Source organism: Micromonospora sp. WMMA1976 (assembly GCF_027497335.1).
Classification (GTDB): Bacteria; Actinomycetota; Actinomycetes; order Mycobacteriales; family Micromonosporaceae; genus Micromonospora; species Micromonospora aurantiaca.
Genome location: NZ_CP114912.1, coordinates 5,476,226 through 5,489,396, shown reverse-complemented (window position 1 = coordinate 5,489,396; position 13,171 = coordinate 5,476,226). Strand labels below are relative to the sequence as shown.

General features: G+C 68.5%; 24 protein-coding genes. All 24 read left to right on the top strand.

Annotated features, from left to right (window positions below; all coding sequences use genetic code 11):
- Positions 1-261 precede the first annotated feature (261 nt).
- On the top strand, positions 262-570 hold the full coding sequence (rpsJ, locus tag O7546_RS25260; protein WP_007073037.1) for a 30S ribosomal protein S10: 309 nt from the start codon (positions 262-264) through the stop codon (positions 568-570).
- 11 nt (positions 571-581) lie between these two features.
- On the top strand, positions 582-1,247 hold the full coding sequence (gene rplC, locus O7546_RS25255) for a 50S ribosomal protein L3 (RefSeq protein WP_120573086.1): 666 nt from the start codon (positions 582-584) through the stop codon (positions 1,245-1,247).
- Positions 1,244-1,909: a 50S ribosomal protein L4 gene (gene rplD, locus O7546_RS25250; RefSeq protein ID WP_135242074.1), complete on the top strand. Its 666-nt coding sequence runs from the start codon at positions 1,244-1,246 to the stop codon at positions 1,907-1,909. The genes rplC and rplD overlap by 4 nt, the downstream gene beginning before the upstream one ends.
- Entirely contained in the window at positions 1,906-2,208 is a 303-nt protein-coding gene (gene rplW / locus O7546_RS25245; RefSeq protein ID WP_013288632.1) for a 50S ribosomal protein L23, read from the top strand. The genes rplD and rplW overlap by 4 nt, the downstream gene beginning before the upstream one ends.
- Positions 2,209-2,220: 12 nt before the next feature.
- Positions 2,221-3,060, top strand: coding sequence for a 50S ribosomal protein L2 (gene rplB, locus O7546_RS25240; protein WP_013288631.1), 840 nt, complete (start codon positions 2,221-2,223; stop codon positions 3,058-3,060).
- Positions 3,061-3,072: 12 nt separating this feature from the next.
- Complete coding sequence (gene rpsS / locus O7546_RS25235) at positions 3,073-3,354, top strand: 30S ribosomal protein S19 (RefSeq protein WP_007073032.1); 282 nt, start codon at positions 3,073-3,075, stop codon at positions 3,352-3,354.
- Positions 3,355-3,394: 40 nt separating this feature from the next.
- The gene (rplV, locus tag O7546_RS25230; RefSeq protein ID WP_013288630.1) at positions 3,395-3,844 is read left to right on the top strand and encodes a 50S ribosomal protein L22; all 450 of its coding nucleotides are present in this window, start codon (positions 3,395-3,397) and stop codon (positions 3,842-3,844) included.
- Entirely contained in the window at positions 3,844-4,716 is an 873-nt protein-coding gene (gene rpsC, locus O7546_RS25225) for a 30S ribosomal protein S3 (protein ID WP_194801424.1), read from the top strand. The genes rplV and rpsC overlap by 1 nt, the downstream gene beginning before the upstream one ends.
- A gap of 3 nt (positions 4,717-4,719) precedes the next feature.
- Positions 4,720-5,145, top strand: coding sequence for a 50S ribosomal protein L16 (gene rplP, locus O7546_RS25220; protein ID WP_007465292.1), 426 nt, complete (start codon positions 4,720-4,722; stop codon positions 5,143-5,145).
- Positions 5,145-5,381 carry a 50S ribosomal protein L29 gene (gene rpmC, locus O7546_RS25215; RefSeq protein WP_013288628.1) on the top strand — a complete coding sequence of 79 codons (237 nt, stop codon included), beginning with the start codon at positions 5,145-5,147 and terminating at the stop codon, positions 5,379-5,381. Before rplP ends, rpmC begins: the two co-directional genes overlap by 1 nt.
- The gene (gene rpsQ / locus O7546_RS25210) at positions 5,378-5,653 is read left to right on the top strand and encodes a 30S ribosomal protein S17 (RefSeq protein WP_013288627.1); all 276 of its coding nucleotides are present in this window, start codon (positions 5,378-5,380) and stop codon (positions 5,651-5,653) included. Before rpmC ends, rpsQ begins: the two co-directional genes overlap by 4 nt.
- A 98-nt stretch (positions 5,654-5,751) precedes the next feature.
- Positions 5,752-6,120 (top strand): 50S ribosomal protein L14, encoded by a 369-nt coding sequence (rplN, locus tag O7546_RS25205; RefSeq protein WP_007073026.1) that lies wholly within the window; start codon positions 5,752-5,754, stop codon positions 6,118-6,120.
- A complete protein-coding gene (gene rplX / locus O7546_RS25200; RefSeq protein ID WP_013288626.1) occupies positions 6,117-6,437 on the top strand; it encodes a 50S ribosomal protein L24 in 321 nt (106 codons plus the stop codon). Before rplN ends, rplX begins: the two co-directional genes overlap by 4 nt.
- Positions 6,437-7,006 carry a 50S ribosomal protein L5 gene (gene rplE / locus O7546_RS25195; protein WP_013288625.1) on the top strand — a complete coding sequence of 190 codons (570 nt, stop codon included), beginning with the start codon at positions 6,437-6,439 and terminating at the stop codon, positions 7,004-7,006. The genes rplX and rplE overlap by 1 nt, the downstream gene beginning before the upstream one ends.
- A gap of 1 nt (position 7,007) precedes the next feature.
- Positions 7,008-7,193, top strand: a complete 186-nt coding sequence (locus O7546_RS25190; protein WP_007073023.1) for a type Z 30S ribosomal protein S14 — start codon at positions 7,008-7,010, stop codon at positions 7,191-7,193.
- 98 nt (positions 7,194-7,291) lie between these two features.
- The gene (gene rpsH / locus O7546_RS25185; RefSeq protein WP_013288624.1) at positions 7,292-7,699 is read left to right on the top strand and encodes a 30S ribosomal protein S8; all 408 of its coding nucleotides are present in this window, start codon (positions 7,292-7,294) and stop codon (positions 7,697-7,699) included.
- Between the two features lie 16 nt (positions 7,700-7,715).
- On the top strand, positions 7,716-8,258 hold the full coding sequence (gene rplF, locus O7546_RS25180; RefSeq protein WP_013288623.1) for a 50S ribosomal protein L6: 543 nt from the start codon (positions 7,716-7,718) through the stop codon (positions 8,256-8,258).
- Positions 8,255-8,644 carry a 50S ribosomal protein L18 gene (rplR, locus tag O7546_RS25175; protein ID WP_030501605.1) on the top strand — a complete coding sequence of 130 codons (390 nt, stop codon included), beginning with the start codon at positions 8,255-8,257 and terminating at the stop codon, positions 8,642-8,644. Before rplF ends, rplR begins: the two co-directional genes overlap by 4 nt.
- A 33-nt stretch (positions 8,645-8,677) precedes the next feature.
- Positions 8,678-9,292, top strand: a complete 615-nt coding sequence (gene rpsE / locus O7546_RS25170) for a 30S ribosomal protein S5 (protein WP_088987583.1) — start codon at positions 8,678-8,680, stop codon at positions 9,290-9,292.
- The gene (rpmD, locus tag O7546_RS25165; RefSeq protein ID WP_013473693.1) at positions 9,292-9,474 is read left to right on the top strand and encodes a 50S ribosomal protein L30; all 183 of its coding nucleotides are present in this window, start codon (positions 9,292-9,294) and stop codon (positions 9,472-9,474) included. The genes rpsE and rpmD overlap by 1 nt, the downstream gene beginning before the upstream one ends.
- The gene (gene rplO, locus O7546_RS25160) at positions 9,474-9,917 is read left to right on the top strand and encodes a 50S ribosomal protein L15 (protein ID WP_018784561.1); all 444 of its coding nucleotides are present in this window, start codon (positions 9,474-9,476) and stop codon (positions 9,915-9,917) included. Before rpmD ends, rplO begins: the two co-directional genes overlap by 1 nt.
- A 239-nt stretch (positions 9,918-10,156) precedes the next feature.
- Positions 10,157-11,485, top strand: coding sequence for a preprotein translocase subunit SecY (gene secY, locus O7546_RS25155; protein WP_281600100.1), 1,329 nt, complete (start codon positions 10,157-10,159; stop codon positions 11,483-11,485).
- Positions 11,486-12,139 (top strand): adenylate kinase, encoded by a 654-nt coding sequence (locus tag O7546_RS25150; protein ID WP_013288618.1) that lies wholly within the window; start codon positions 11,486-11,488, stop codon positions 12,137-12,139.
- A gap of 97 nt (positions 12,140-12,236) precedes the next feature.
- Positions 12,237-13,091 carry a type I methionyl aminopeptidase gene (gene map / locus O7546_RS25145; protein WP_194801422.1) on the top strand — a complete coding sequence of 285 codons (855 nt, stop codon included), beginning with the start codon at positions 12,237-12,239 and terminating at the stop codon, positions 13,089-13,091.
- The last annotated feature ends 80 nt before the right edge of the window (positions 13,092-13,171 follow it).

The following is a 13,171-nucleotide window of genomic DNA, read 5'->3' as shown; positions in this document are numbered from 1 at the left end:
ACCTCCGGGAGTCAGACTGTCTCGCGTAGGGTGGTTGATCGCCATCGGCGGTCAACCACCCTCGCGCGGCGTCCAGGTCGCGGCCCCCGCGATCGGCGCCATGACCCACCGCGTGGTCAGAGAATCGCTCCGGAGTCCCGGGGCGGAGCCTGGCCCACGGGCGCGACACGCCCGACCGCGGGGGTCGGCGGAAGTGGGCCTGTGCCAGCCGGTACAGGCGCCCGCAACACAGCGGCATCGAGAGAAGGAACAGAAGCCACCATGGCGGGACAGAAGATCCGCATCCGGCTCAAGGCCTATGACCACGAGGTCGTCGACTCCTCGGCTCGGAAGATCGTCGAGACGGTGACGCGTACCGGGGCGCAGGTCGCTGGCCCGGTGCCGCTGCCCACGGAGATCAACCGTTTCTGCGTCATCCGCTCGCCGCACAAGTACAAGGACTCGCGCGAGCACTTCGAGATGCGTACGCACAAGCGTCTGATCGACATCATCGACCCGACCCCGAAGACGGTCGACTCGCTCATGCGCCTCGACCTGCCGGCTGGCGTCGACATCGAGATCAAGCTGTAGGGACCGGACAAATGGACAGGCAAGTCAAGGGGATCCTGGGCGCCAAGCTCGGCATGACCCAGGTCTGGGACAACAACAAGGTTGTGCCCGTGACCGTGGTTCAGGCCGGCCCGTGCGTCGTGAGCCAGGTTCGTAGCGCCGACAAGGACGGCTACTCCGCGGTCCAGCTGGCGTACGGGGTCATCGACCCGCGCAAGGTCAAGAAGCCGGTCGCCGGCCACTACGCCAAGGCGGACGTCGCGCCGCGCCGGCACATCGTCGAGCTGCGCACCTCCGACGCCGCGGACTACGCGCCGGGCCAGGAGGTCACGGTCGAGGAGTTCCCGGCCGGCGTCGTGATCGACGTGACCGGCAAGACCAAGGGCAAGGGCTACGCCGGCCCGATGAAGCGGCACGGCTTCCACGGTCTGCGTGCCAGCCACGGTGTCGAGCGCAAGCACCGCTCGCCCGGCTCGATCGGCGCCTGCGCGACCCCGGGTCGCGTCTTCAAGGGCACCCGGATGGCGGGCCGGATGGGTGGCGTGCGCTACACCGTCCAGAACCTGACCGTCCAGGCGGTCGACACCGAGAACAACCTCCTGCTCGTCCGCGGCGCCATCCCCGGCCCGAAGGGCGCGCTGGTCCTGGTCCGCACTGCGGCCAAGGCGAAGGTGAAGAAGGGCGGTGCGGCCAAGTGACCACCGTTGACGTCATCAACGTCGAAGGCGCCAAGAGCGGCTCCGTCGAGCTGCCGGCCGACATCTTCGACGCGCAGGCCAACATCGCCCTGATGCACCAGGTCGTGGTGGCCCAGCTCGCGGCGGCCCGTCAGGGTACGCACAAGACGAAGACCCGCGGCGAGGTCTCCGGTGGAGGCAAGAAGCCGTACAAGCAGAAGGGCACCGGTCGTGCCCGCCAGGGCTCGACCCGCGCGCCGCAGTTCGCCGGCGGTGGCGTGGTCCACGGCCCGGTGCCGCGCGACTACAGCCAGCGCACCCCGAAGAAGATGAAGGCCGCCGCCCTGCGTGGCGCCCTCTCCGACCGGGCCCGCGCCGGCCAGGTGCACGTCGTCGAGGCGTTCGTCTCCGGCGAGAAGCCGTCCACCAAGGCGGCCCTGGCCACGCTGACCAAGCTCACCGAGGCCCGTCGGGTCCTGGTCGTGCTGAGCAGCACCGACGAGCTGAACTGGGTGTCGCTGCGGAACCTGCGTAACGCGCGGGACAGCCGGGTGCACCTGATCGAGGCCGGCCAGCTCAACACCTACGACGTGCTGGTGGCCGACGACGTGGTCTTCACCAAGGAGGCCCTGGACGAGTTCCTGGGCGTTCCCGCCGAGACCACCGAGGAGGATGGCAAGTGAGCACGATCGCCGATCCGCGTGACGTCATCGTCGCGCCGGTCGTCTCGGAGAAGAGCTACAGCGAGCTGAACCGCAACTGGTACACCTTCCTGGTGCACCCGGACGCCAACAAGACCGAGATCAAGATCGCTATCCAGCAGATCTTCAACGTCCGCGTCCTGACGGTCAACACGCTCAACCGCGAGGGCAAGCGCAAGCGGACCCGTACCGGGTTCGGCAAGCGCAAGGACACCAAGCGCGCGATGGTGAAGCTGGCTGACGGTGACCGTATCGAGGCCTTCGGCGGCCCGGTCAGCTGAGGGGTGTAGACAATGGCTATCCGTAAGTACAAGCCGACGACGCCGGGCCGGCGTGGCTCGAGCGTTGCCGACTTCGCCGAGATCACCCGGTCGACGCCCGAGAAGTCGCTGCTGGCTCCGCTGCCGAAGAAGGGCGGACGCAACGCCCACGGCCGGATCACCACGCGGCACCACGGTGGCGGCCACAAGCGCCAGTACCGTCTGATCGACTTCAAGCGGGTCGACAAGGACGGCGTGCCGGCGAAGGTCGCCCACATCGAGTACGACCCGAACCGCACCGCGCGCATCGCGCTGCTGCACTACGCCGACGGCGAGAAGCGCTACATCATCGCGCCGAAGGACCTGAAGCAGGGCGACCGCGTCGAGTCCGGTCCGGGCGCCGACATCAAGCCGGGCAACAACCTGCCGCTGCGCAACATCCCGGTCGGTACCACCATCCACAACGTGGAGCTGCGTCCGGGTGGCGGCGCCAAGCTGGCCCGCTCGGCCGGCGTCGGCATCCAGCTGCTCGGCCGTGAGGGCGCGTACGCGACCCTCCGCATGCCGTCCGGTGAGATCCGGCGCGTGGACGTGCGCTGCCGCGCCAGCATCGGCGAGATCGGCAACGCCGACCAGTCGAACATCAACTGGGGTAAGGCCGGCCGTATGCGGTGGAAGGGCAAGCGCCCGACCGTCCGTGGTGTCGCGATGAACCCGGTCGACCACCCGCACGGTGGTGGTGAGGGTAAGACCTCCGGTGGTCGCCACCCGGTCAACCCGCAGGGTAAGCCCGAGGGCCGCACCCGTCGTAAGGGCCAGCCGAGCGACCGGCTGATCGTCCGCCGCCGCTACGCCACGCGTAAGCGCGGCTGAGGGAGATAAGACATGCCTCGCAGCCTGAAGAAGGGCCCGTTCGTCGACGACCACCTGCTCAAGAAGGTGGAGACGCAGAACGACAAGGGCTCGAAGAACGTCATCAAGACCTGGTCGCGCCGCTCGACGATCATCCCGGAGATGCTGGGTCACACGATCGCCGTGCACGACGGACGTAAGCACGTCCCGGTCTTCGTGACCGAGGCCATGGTCGGGCACAAGCTCGGCGAGTTCGCGCTGACCCGCACGTTCAAGGGTCACGAGAAGGACGACCGGAAGAGCCGCCGGCGCTGACGCCGCGGGCATACGGATAGAGGAACAAGGGGTTACAGCGATGCCAGGAAAGGGCGACGCTCCGGTGCTTCCGGGCGCGCGGGCGGTTGCGCGGCACGTGCGCATCTCGCCGATGAAGGCGCGCCGGGTGGTCAACCTCGTCCGCGGCCTGCCCGCGAAGGAGGCGCTCACGGTGCTGCAGTTCGCGCCGCAGGCTGCGAGCGAGCAGGTGTACAAGGTGCTCGCGAGCGCGATCGCCAACGCGGAGAACAACGAGCGGCTGGACCCCGACGCGCTGCTCGTCAGCGAGGCGTTCGTCGACGAGGGCCCGACCATGAAGCGGTTCCGGCCGCGGGCGCAGGGCCGGGCGTACCGGATCCGCAAGCGCACGTGCCACATCACCGTGGCGGTCGAGGCGGTCGCGGCGGCCACGCCGAAGAAGTCGGCGAAGAAGGCCGCTCCGGCCAAGCCGGCCGCTGAGGAGCAGAGCACGACGGAGGGTGCCGAGTAATGGGTCAGAAGGTTCACCCGACCGGGTTCCGGCTCGGCATCTCGACCGACTGGAAGTCCCGCTGGTTCGCGGACAAGCTCTACAAGGACTACATCGGCGAGGACGTCAAGATCCGCCGGATGATGTCCAAGGGCCTCGAGCGCGCCGGCATCTCCAAGGTCGACATCGAGCGCACCCGGGACCGGGTCCGCGTCGACATCCACACCGCCCGGCCGGGCATCGTCATCGGCCGTAAGGGTGCGGAGGCCGACCGGATCCGCGGCGAGCTGGAGAAGCTCACCGGCAAGCAGGTCCAGCTGAACATCATCGAGGTGAAGAACCCCGAGTCGGACGCGCAGCTGGTCGCCCAGGGCGTCGCCGAGCAGCTGTCCAGCCGGGTCAGCTTCCGTCGGGCCATGCGCAAGGCGATGCAGTCCGCCATGAAGAACCCCGCCTGCAAGGGCATCCGGGTTCAGGTCTCGGGCCGTCTGGGCGGCGCCGAGATGAGCCGGACCGAGTTCTACCGCGAGGGCCGGGTTCCGCTGCACACGCTGCGGGCCAACATCGAGTACGGCTTCTTCGAGGCCCGTACCACCTTCGGCCGGATCGGCGTGAAGGTCTGGATCTACAAGGGCGACGCCGTCCCGGGCCGCGAGGCCCCGGCCGAGGCCGCCCCGTCGCGCGGCCCGCGCCGTGACCGTGGCGACCGGCCGGACCGGCCGCGCCGTGGCCGCTCGGGCTCGTCCGGTACGACCGCCGGTGGCACCGAGGCCGGCCGCGCTGCCGCGACGACCATCGCGCAGCAGGCGGAGACGCCGGCCGGTGAGCCCGTCGACAGCAGCGCTGTCGCCGCAGCCGCGACCCAGCCGGCAGAACAGCAGCAGGAGGGCTGACAGATGCTGATGCCGCGCAAGCCCCCGAAGGGCTTCCGCAAGCCGCACCACCCGGACCGCAGTGGCGCGTCCAAGGGTGGTAACCGGGTGGTGTTCGGCGAGTTCGGGATCCAGGCTCTCGAGCCGGCGTACGTGACCAACCGCCAGATCGAGTCGGCGCGTATCGCGATGACCCGCCACATCAAGCGTGGCGGCAAGGTCTGGATCACGATCTTCCCGGACCAGGCCCTCACCAAGAAGCCGGCCGAGACCCGGATGGGTTCCGGTAAGGGTTCGCCCGAGTGGTGGGTCGCCAACGTGAAGCCGGGGCGGGTTCTCTTCGAGATGTCCTTCCCCAACGAGCAGATCGCGCGAGAGGCGATGCGTCGCGCGATCCACAAGCTCCCGATGAAGTGCCGCATTGTTACGCGCGAAGTGGGTGAATCCTGATGGCAGCGGGCGTCAAGCCCTCCGAGCTGCGTGAGCTCTCCGAGGAGGAGCTGGTCACGAAGTTGCGCGAGGCGAAGGCGGAGCTGTTCAACCTCCGCGTGCAGGCCGCAACCGGGCAGCTGGACAACAACCGGCGGCTGCAGGTCATCCGTCGGGAGATCGCCCGGATCTACACGATCATGCGTGAGCGTGAGCTGGGTCTCTCGGCCGCGCCGACTGAGGTGACTGCATCATGAGTGAGAACACCACCGCCCCCGCGCGGTCCCGCCGCAAGGTTCGCGAGGGCCTCGTGGTCAGCGACAAGATGGACAAGACCGTCGTGGTCGAGGTCGAGGACCGCGTCAAGCACGCGCTGTACGGCAAGATCATGCGCCGTACGAGCAAGCTGAAGGTCCACGACGAGCAGAACTCGGCCGGCATCGGCGACCGGGTCCTGATCATGGAGACCCGGCCGCTGTCCGCCACCAAGCGCTGGCGGCTCGTGGAGATCCTCGAGAAGGCCAAGTAGCGAAGGCTCGAGCTCGGCCGGGTCTCGGTCGGGCGCAGGTTCCGCCAGGCTCCGGCCGCCCCGAGCGGCCGGAGAACCGGCAGACATAGGAGATAGACGTGATTCAGCAGGAGTCGCGACTGCGCGTCGCCGACAACACGGGTGCCCGGGAGATCCTGTGCATCCGGGTGCTCGGCGGCTCCGGTCGGCGCTACGCGAGCATCGGCGACGTCATCGTGGCGACCGTCAAGGACGCGATCCCCGGTGCCGGTGTGAAGAAGGGCGACGTCGTCAAGGCCGTCGTCGTTCGGACCGCCAAGGAGAAGCGGCGGCCGGACGGGTCGTACATCCGCTTCGACGAGAACGCCGCCGTCATCATTAAGGACGGCGGGGACCCGCGCGGTACCCGCATCTTCGGCCCGGTGGGCCGGGAGCTGCGGGACAAGCGGTTCATGAAGATCATCTCTCTCGCGCCGGAGGTGTTGTGACCGTGAAGGTCAAGAAGGGCGACACGGTCGTCGTCATCGCCGGCAAGGACAAGGGTGCCAAGGGCAAGGTCATCGCGGCCTACCCGCGGCAGGACAAGGTCCTGGTCGAGGGCGTGAACCGGGTCAAGAAGCACACCCGCATCAGCACCACCCAGCGTGGCGCCAAGACCGGTGGCATCGTCACCCAGGAGGCCCCGATCCACGTCTCGAACGTGATGGTCCTGGACTCCGACGGCAAGCCGACCCGCGTCGGCTACCGGATCGACGACAACGGCCAGAAGGTCCGCATCGCGCGTAGCACCGGTAAGGACCTCTGATGACCACGGCTACCGAAACCAAGACCCTGCCGCGCCTCAAGGAGCGGTACCGCAACGAGATCGTGGGCGAGCTGCAGAAGCAGTTCGAGTTCGCCAACCCGATGCAGGTGCCGCGGCTGGTCAAGATCGTCGTCAACATGGGTGTCGGCGAGGCCGCTCGCGACGCCAAGCTGATCGACGGGGCCGTCCGCGACCTGGCCACCATCACCGGCCAGAAGCCGCAGGTCCGGCGGGCCACCAAGTCCATCGCGCAGTTCAAGCTCCGCGAGGGCATGCCGATCGGCGCGAAGGTCACCCTGCGCGGCGACCGGATGTGGGAGTTCCTGGACCGGCTGCTCTCGATCGCGCTGCCGCGTATCCGTGACTTCCGCGGCCTGGACGGGCGCAAGCTCGACGGGCACGGCAACTACACGTTCGGCCTGACCGAGCAGTCGGTGTTCCACGAGATCGACCAGGACAAGATCGATCGCCAGCGGGGCATGGACATCACGGTGGTCACGACCGCCACGACCGACGACGAGGGCCGGGCGCTGCTCAAGCTCCTGGGCTTCCCGTTCAAGGAGAACTGAGATGGCCAAGAAGGCGCTGATCCTCAAGGCGGCCGCGAAGCCGAAGTTCTCGGTTCGCGCGTACACCCGCTGCCAGCGGTGCGGGCGTCCGAAGGCGGTCTACCGCAAGTTCGGTCTCTGCCGGGTGTGCATCCGGGAGATGGCCCACCGCGGTGAGCTGCCCGGCGTGTCCAAGGCTTCCTGGTAATAGCCCGGCGCGCTCCGGCGCGTCAGCTGAACTGTCTCTTCGCCGTAGGCCCCGGGCCTGGCCCGGGGAACCCCGGCGAGAAAGGTTGACGAGTTTTCATGACGATGACCGACCCGATCGCAGACATGCTCACGCGTCTGCGTAACGCCAACCAGGCGTACCACGACCGGGTGACGATGCCCTACTCGAAGATCAAGGCGAACATCGCCGAGGTCCTCAAGGCCGAGGGTTACATCGCCACCTGGTCGGTCGAGGAGCCCGAGGAGGGCGCCGTCGGCAAGCGACTGGTCGTCGAGCTGAAGTACGGCCAGAACCGCGAGCGGAGCCTGGCCGGCATCAAGCGCGTGTCCAAGCCCGGTCTCCGGGTGTACGCCAAGTCGGACGGGCTCCCGCGGGTGCTCGGCGGGCTGGGCGTGGCGATCATTTCGACGTCCCAGGGGCTGCTCACCGACCGGCAGGCCCGCAAGCGGAGCGTTGGCGGGGAAGTCCTCGCCTTCGTCTGGTAACGGGAGACAGGTAGAAATGTCGCGTATTGGACGTAAGTCGATCCCGGTGCCTGCCGGCGTCGACATCACGATCGACGGCCGGACCGTCAAGGTCAAGGGCCCCAAGGGCGAACTGAGCCACGTGCTGGCCGAGCCGATCACGGCGGAGCGGGGCGAGGACGGCGAGCTGCACGTCAACCGGCCCAACGACGAGCGCAAGGCCAAGGAGCTGCACGGCCTGAGCCGTACGCTGGTGGCCAACATGATCGTCGGTGTCACCGAGGGCTACCGCAAGAGCCTGGAGATCGCCGGTACCGGTTACCGCGTGACCGCCAAGGGCAAGGACCTGGAGTTCGCGCTCGGGTTCTCGCACCCGGTCCTGGTTCCGGCGCCGGAGGGCATCACCTTCACGGTCGAGAAGCCGACGCTGTTCCACGTGGCCGGCATCGACAAGCAGCAGGTCGGCGAGGTCGCCGCCAACATCCGGAAGATCCGTCCGCCGGAGCCCTACAAGGGCAAGGGCGTGAAGTACCAGGGCGAGGTCATCCGCCGCAAGGCTGGAAAGGCAGGTAAGAAGTGAGCGCCACGCTGCTCAAGCGCCGCCGCGGCGTCGCCGCCAAGCGTGCCGTCGGGCGTGCGCGTCGGCACTTCCGGGTCCGCAAGAACGTCAGCGGCACCGCCGAGCGTCCCCGCCTGGTCGTCACCCGTTCCCTGCGGCACATGGTGGCCCAGGTCGTCGACGACACCAAGGGTCACACCCTGGCGTCGGCCTCGACCATGGACGCCTCGCTGCGCGGCGCCGAGGGCGACAAGAGCGCCCTGGCCGGCAAGGTCGGCGCGCTTCTCGCCGAGCGCGCCAAGGCCGCCGGCGTCTCGAAGGTCGTCTTCGACCGCGGTGGCAACCGGTACGCGGGGCGTGTCGCCGCGCTTGCCGACGCCGCCCGCGAAGCCGGGCTCGAGTTCTAGAAACCCCGTCACGAGAGAGAAGGAAGGCTGCTGATGCCAGGTCAACAGCGCCGTGGCGGCGGGTCCGGTGGCAACGAGGGTGGTCGCCGCGACAACCGCCGTGAGGGCGGCCGCGGAAACGCGCCCGTCGAGAAGACCCCGCACCTCGAGCGGGTCGTCGCGATCAACCGCGTCGCCAAGGTCGTGAAGGGTGGTCGTCGCTTCAGCTTCACCGCCCTGGTGATCGTGGGCGACGGCGACGGCACCGTCGGTGTGGGCTACGGAAAGGCCAAGGAGGTGCCCGCGGCGATCGCCAAGGGTGTCGAGGAGGCCAAGAAGCACTTCTTCAAGGTGCCGCGCATCGGCGCCTCGATCCCGCACCCGGTGCAGGGCGAGGACGCGGCCGGTGTGGTGCTGCTCAAGCCGGCCTCCGCCGGTACGGGCGTCATCGCCGGTGGCCCGGTGCGTGCCGTGCTGGAGTGCGCGGGCATCCACGACGTGCTCTCCAAGAGCCTCGGCTCGTCCAACCCGATCAACATCGTGCACGCCACGGTGGCGGCCCTGAAGGGGCTCGAGTCCCCGGAGCAGGTCGCGGCCCGTCGTGGTCTGCCGGTCGAGGACGTCGCGCCGGCTGCCATGCTGGCGTCGCGGGCGGGGGTGGCGTCCTGATGGCACGCCTGAAGGTCACCCAGGTCCGGTCCGAGATCGGGACCAAGAAGAACCAGCGTGACTCGCTGCGTTCCCTCGGTCTCAAGCGGATCAACGACGTGGTGGTCAAGGAGGACCGGCCGGAGATCCGCGGCATGATCTTCACGGTCAACCACCTCGTGAAGGTCGAGGAGGTCGAGTAATGACGATCAAGGTGCACCACCTGCGTCCGGCTCCCGGCGCCAAGACCGACAAGACCCGTGTGGGTCGCGGTGAGGGCTCGAAGGGCAAGACGGCCGGTCGCGGTACCAAGGGTTCCAAGGCCCGCAAGAACATCTCGCCGGCGTTCGAGGGTGGGCAGATGCCCATCCACATGCGCCTGCCGAAGATGAAGGGCTTCAAGAACAAGTTCAAGGTCGTGTTCCAGGTGGTCAACCTGGACCGGCTGGCCGAGCTGTTCCCGAACGGCGGCCAGGTCGGCCCGGTCGAGCTGGTCGAGGCCGGTGCGGTCCGCAAGGGCCACCCGGTCAAGGTGCTCGGCACCGGCGACCTCGGTGGCGTGTCCCTCCAGGTGTCGGCGCACGCGTTCAGCGCGTCGGCCAAGGAGAAGATCACCGCCGCCGGTGGCTCGGTCACCGAGCTGTAAGACGATGTTCATGGCGCCCGCTCAGTTGTTCGCAACTGGGCGGGCGCCATGGTCTACCGGCGACGTGTGCGCCGGGTAACATCGGATTCGGTTTATGTAGCCGGGCACATCTGCCCGGACCGGGACCGGGCTGTTAGAGTCCGTTCCCAGCCATGGATTCCGGACACTCCGTCCGGCACCACACCCCGCCCCGCCAGGGACTCGTTCACCGGCGGCCCGCGTCGCGCAGGAGGAAGAAGTTGCTGTCCGCCTTTCTCAGTGCGTTCCGTACGCCTGACCTGCGCAAGAAGCTGCTGTTCACAGTAGGCATCATCGCGGTCTACCGGCTGGGCGCCACGCTGCCCAGCCCGGGCGTCTCGTACGGCAACGTGCAGAAGTGCCTCGACACGATCCAGGGTGGCAGCACCGGTGTGCTCAACCTGCTGGATCTCTTCTCCGGTGGCGCGCTGCTCCAGCTCTCGGTCTTCGCGCTGGGCATCATGCCCTACATCACCGCGTCGATCATCCTGCAGCTGCTGACGGTGGTGATCCCGCGCCTGGAGCAGCTCCGCAAGGAGGGCCAGGCCGGACAGGCCAAGATCACGCAGTACACCCGCTACCTGACGCTGGGCCTGGGCATCCTCCAGTCCTCGGCGTTCGTGGCGCTGGCCCGCTCCGGGCAGCTGTTCAACAACCAGTGCGACCAGTTCCCGATCGTGCCCCAGGGCACCGGCATCCCGAACTGGCTGACCCTGACGATCCTGGTCATGACGATGACCGCCGGCACCGGCGTGGTGATGTGGCTCGGTGAGCTGATCACCGACCGGGGCGTCGGCAACGGCATGTCCGTGCTGATCTTCACCTCGATCGCGGCCCGGCTCCCCAGCGAGGGCTGGAAGATCAAGACCACAAAGGGCTGGGGGATGTTCCTCCTCGTCATCGCCCTGGTGCTGCTGGTCATCACCGCTGTCACCTTCATCGAGCAGGCGCAGCGCCGCATCCCGGTGCAGTACGCCAAGCGCATGATCGGCCGGCGGATGTACGGCGGGACGTCGACCTACATCCCGCTGAAGGTGAACCAGGCGGGTGTCATCCCGGTCATCTTCGCCTCGTCGCTGCTCTACCTGCCGCAGCTCGCGCTCCAGTTCTTCGATCAGAACGACCCGGGCAAGGTCCAGGCGTGGATCCAGAACCACATCGTGAAGGCGAGCGCGCCGGAGCACATCGCGATCTACTTCCTGCTGATCATCTTCTTCACGTACTTCTACGTGTCGATCACGTTCAACCCGACCGAGGTCGCGGACAACATGAAGAAGTACGGCGGCTTCGTGCCGGGCATCCGCCCCGGCAAGCCGACCGCCGAGTACCTCGACTTCATCCTCAGCCGGATCACCCTGCCGGGCGCGCTCTACCTGGGCATCGTCGCGATCCTGCCGAACTTCTTCTTCATCTGGCTCGACAACCAGCAGTTCCAGAACTTTCCGTTCGGCGGCACCGCTGTGCTCATCATGGTCGGCGTCGGTCTGGAGACCGTGAAGCAGATCGAGAGCCAACTCATGCAGCGGAACTACGAAGGGTTCCTGCGGTAGATGCGACTCGTTCTGGTTGGTCCGCCGGGCGCGGGCAAGGGCACACAGGCGGAGTTCGTCGCCGCGCACCTCTCGGTGCCGAAGATCTCGACCGGTGACATCTTCCGGGCGAACGTCTCCCAGGGCACGCCGCTGGGGGTCGAGGCCAAGCGGTACATGGACGCCGGCAAGCTGGTCCCGGACGAGGTCACCATCAACATGGTGCGGGACCGGCTCGCCGAGCCGGACGCGAGCGAGGGCTTCCTCCTCGACGGCTTCCCGCGGACCACTCCGCAGGCCGCCGCGCTGGACAAGCTCCTCGCCGACCTCGGCACCGCGCTGGACCTGGTGCTGGAGCTCGTCGTCGACGACGACGAGGTGATCCGGCGGCTGTCCGGCCGGCGCACCTGCCGCGGCTGCGGCAAGATCTGGCACGTCGAGTTCGACTCGCCGAGCCGGGAGGGCGTCTGCGACCGCTGCGGCGCCGAGCTGTTCCAGCGCGACGACGACAAGCCGGAGACCATCGCCGCCCGGCTGCGGGAGTACGCCGAGAAGACCGCGCCGCTCGTGGACTACTACGGCGCCCAGGGCAAGCTGGTCGGCATCGACGCGACCGGCCCGGTGGAGGACGTCACCGTCCGCGCCATCGACGCGCTGCGCTCGTACGGCGGCTGAGGTCCCACCCGCCACCCGGCGGATAGAGTGCGAACAGCGGGGTACGTGCGACGTGCCCCGCTGCTCCGCGTACGCGTGACGAAAGGTAACCACCACCATGCGCCGTCCCCAGCTGGACATCCAGCTGAAGACCCCCGAGCAGATCGAGCTGATGCGGGCCGCCGGTCTGGTCGTCGCCCGTGCCCTGCGCCGGATGCGGGAGGCGGTGGCGCCGGGCGTGTCGACGGCCGACCTGGACGCGATCGCCGAGTCGACCATCCGCGAGGCGGGCGCCGTGCCGTCGTTCAAGGGCTACCACGGCTTCCCGGCGTCGATCTGCTCGTCGGTCAACCGGCAGGTGGTGCACGCCATCCCGTCGGCCGAGCAGGTGCTGCGCGAGGGCGACCTGATCTCCATCGACTGCGGCGCGGTGCTGGACGGCTGGCACGGCGACGCGGCGGTCACGGTGCCGGTCGGCGAGGTCGACCCGGCGCTGCTGAGGATGACGGCGGTGGCCGAGGACGCCATGTGGGCCGGGATCGCCGCCGCGGCGCGCGGGGCGGCCTCCGGCAAGGGCCGGCTCACCGACATCTCGCACGCGGTCGAGACGGCGGTCCGCAAGGGCGGCCGGTACGGCATCGTCGACGGCTACGGCGGTCACGGCATCGGCACCGAGATGCACCAGGACCCGCACGTGCTCAACCACGGGCGTCCCGGCAAGGGGCCGCGCCTGGTGCCGGGCCTGGCGCTCGCCATCGAGCCGATGATCACGATGGGCTCGCCGCGTACGGTCGAGCTGTCCGACGGCTGGACCGTGGTGACCCGGGACGGGTCGATGGCGGTGCACGTCGAGCACTCGATGGCGCTGCTGGACGACGGCGTGTGGGTGCTCACGGCCGAGGACGGCGGACGGGCCCGTCTGGGTGACCTGGTGACCGCCCGGCAGACGTCCGTCGACTCTCCGGCGGCCTGAGCGGGCTGCCCCCGTACCCGGTCGAGTGCTGCCGCCTTGGCGATCGGGTGCCATGCTTGTTCCCATGGATGAGCGCAACC

What these genes read in the sequence shown, in the direction of transcription:
- rpsJ (WP_007073037.1), top strand. Translation starts at nt 262, where the DNA reads ATGGCGGGACAGAAGATCCGCATCCGGCTCAAGGCCTATGACCACGAG.
- rplC (WP_120573086.1), top strand. Translation starts at nt 582, where the DNA reads ATGGACAGGCAAGTCAAGGGGATCCTGGGCGCCAAGCTCGGCATGACC.
- rplB (WP_013288631.1), top strand. Translation starts at nt 2,221, where the DNA reads ATGGCTATCCGTAAGTACAAGCCGACGACGCCGGGCCGGCGTGGCTCG.
- rpsS (WP_007073032.1), top strand. Translation starts at nt 3,073, where the DNA reads ATGCCTCGCAGCCTGAAGAAGGGCCCGTTCGTCGACGACCACCTGCTC.
- rplV (WP_013288630.1), top strand. Translation starts at nt 3,395, where the DNA reads ATGCCAGGAAAGGGCGACGCTCCGGTGCTTCCGGGCGCGCGGGCGGTT.
- rpsC (WP_194801424.1), top strand. Translation starts at nt 3,844, where the DNA reads ATGGGTCAGAAGGTTCACCCGACCGGGTTCCGGCTCGGCATCTCGACC.
- rplP (WP_007465292.1), top strand. Translation starts at nt 4,720, where the DNA reads ATGCTGATGCCGCGCAAGCCCCCGAAGGGCTTCCGCAAGCCGCACCAC.
- rpmC (WP_013288628.1), top strand. Translation starts at nt 5,145, where the DNA reads ATGGCAGCGGGCGTCAAGCCCTCCGAGCTGCGTGAGCTCTCCGAGGAG.
- rpsQ (WP_013288627.1), top strand. Translation starts at nt 5,378, where the DNA reads ATGAGTGAGAACACCACCGCCCCCGCGCGGTCCCGCCGCAAGGTTCGC.
- rplE (WP_013288625.1), top strand. Translation starts at nt 6,437, where the DNA reads ATGACCACGGCTACCGAAACCAAGACCCTGCCGCGCCTCAAGGAGCGG.
- O7546_RS25190 (WP_007073023.1), top strand. Translation starts at nt 7,008, where the DNA reads ATGGCCAAGAAGGCGCTGATCCTCAAGGCGGCCGCGAAGCCGAAGTTC.
- rpsH (WP_013288624.1), top strand. Translation starts at nt 7,292, where the DNA reads ATGACGATGACCGACCCGATCGCAGACATGCTCACGCGTCTGCGTAAC.
- rplF (WP_013288623.1), top strand. Translation starts at nt 7,716, where the DNA reads ATGTCGCGTATTGGACGTAAGTCGATCCCGGTGCCTGCCGGCGTCGAC.
- rpsE (WP_088987583.1), top strand. Translation starts at nt 8,678, where the DNA reads ATGCCAGGTCAACAGCGCCGTGGCGGCGGGTCCGGTGGCAACGAGGGT.
- rpmD (WP_013473693.1), top strand. Translation starts at nt 9,292, where the DNA reads ATGGCACGCCTGAAGGTCACCCAGGTCCGGTCCGAGATCGGGACCAAG.
- rplO (WP_018784561.1), top strand. Translation starts at nt 9,474, where the DNA reads ATGACGATCAAGGTGCACCACCTGCGTCCGGCTCCCGGCGCCAAGACC.
- O7546_RS25150 (WP_013288618.1), top strand. Translation starts at nt 11,486, where the DNA reads ATGCGACTCGTTCTGGTTGGTCCGCCGGGCGCGGGCAAGGGCACACAG.
- map (WP_194801422.1), top strand. Translation starts at nt 12,237, where the DNA reads ATGCGCCGTCCCCAGCTGGACATCCAGCTGAAGACCCCCGAGCAGATC.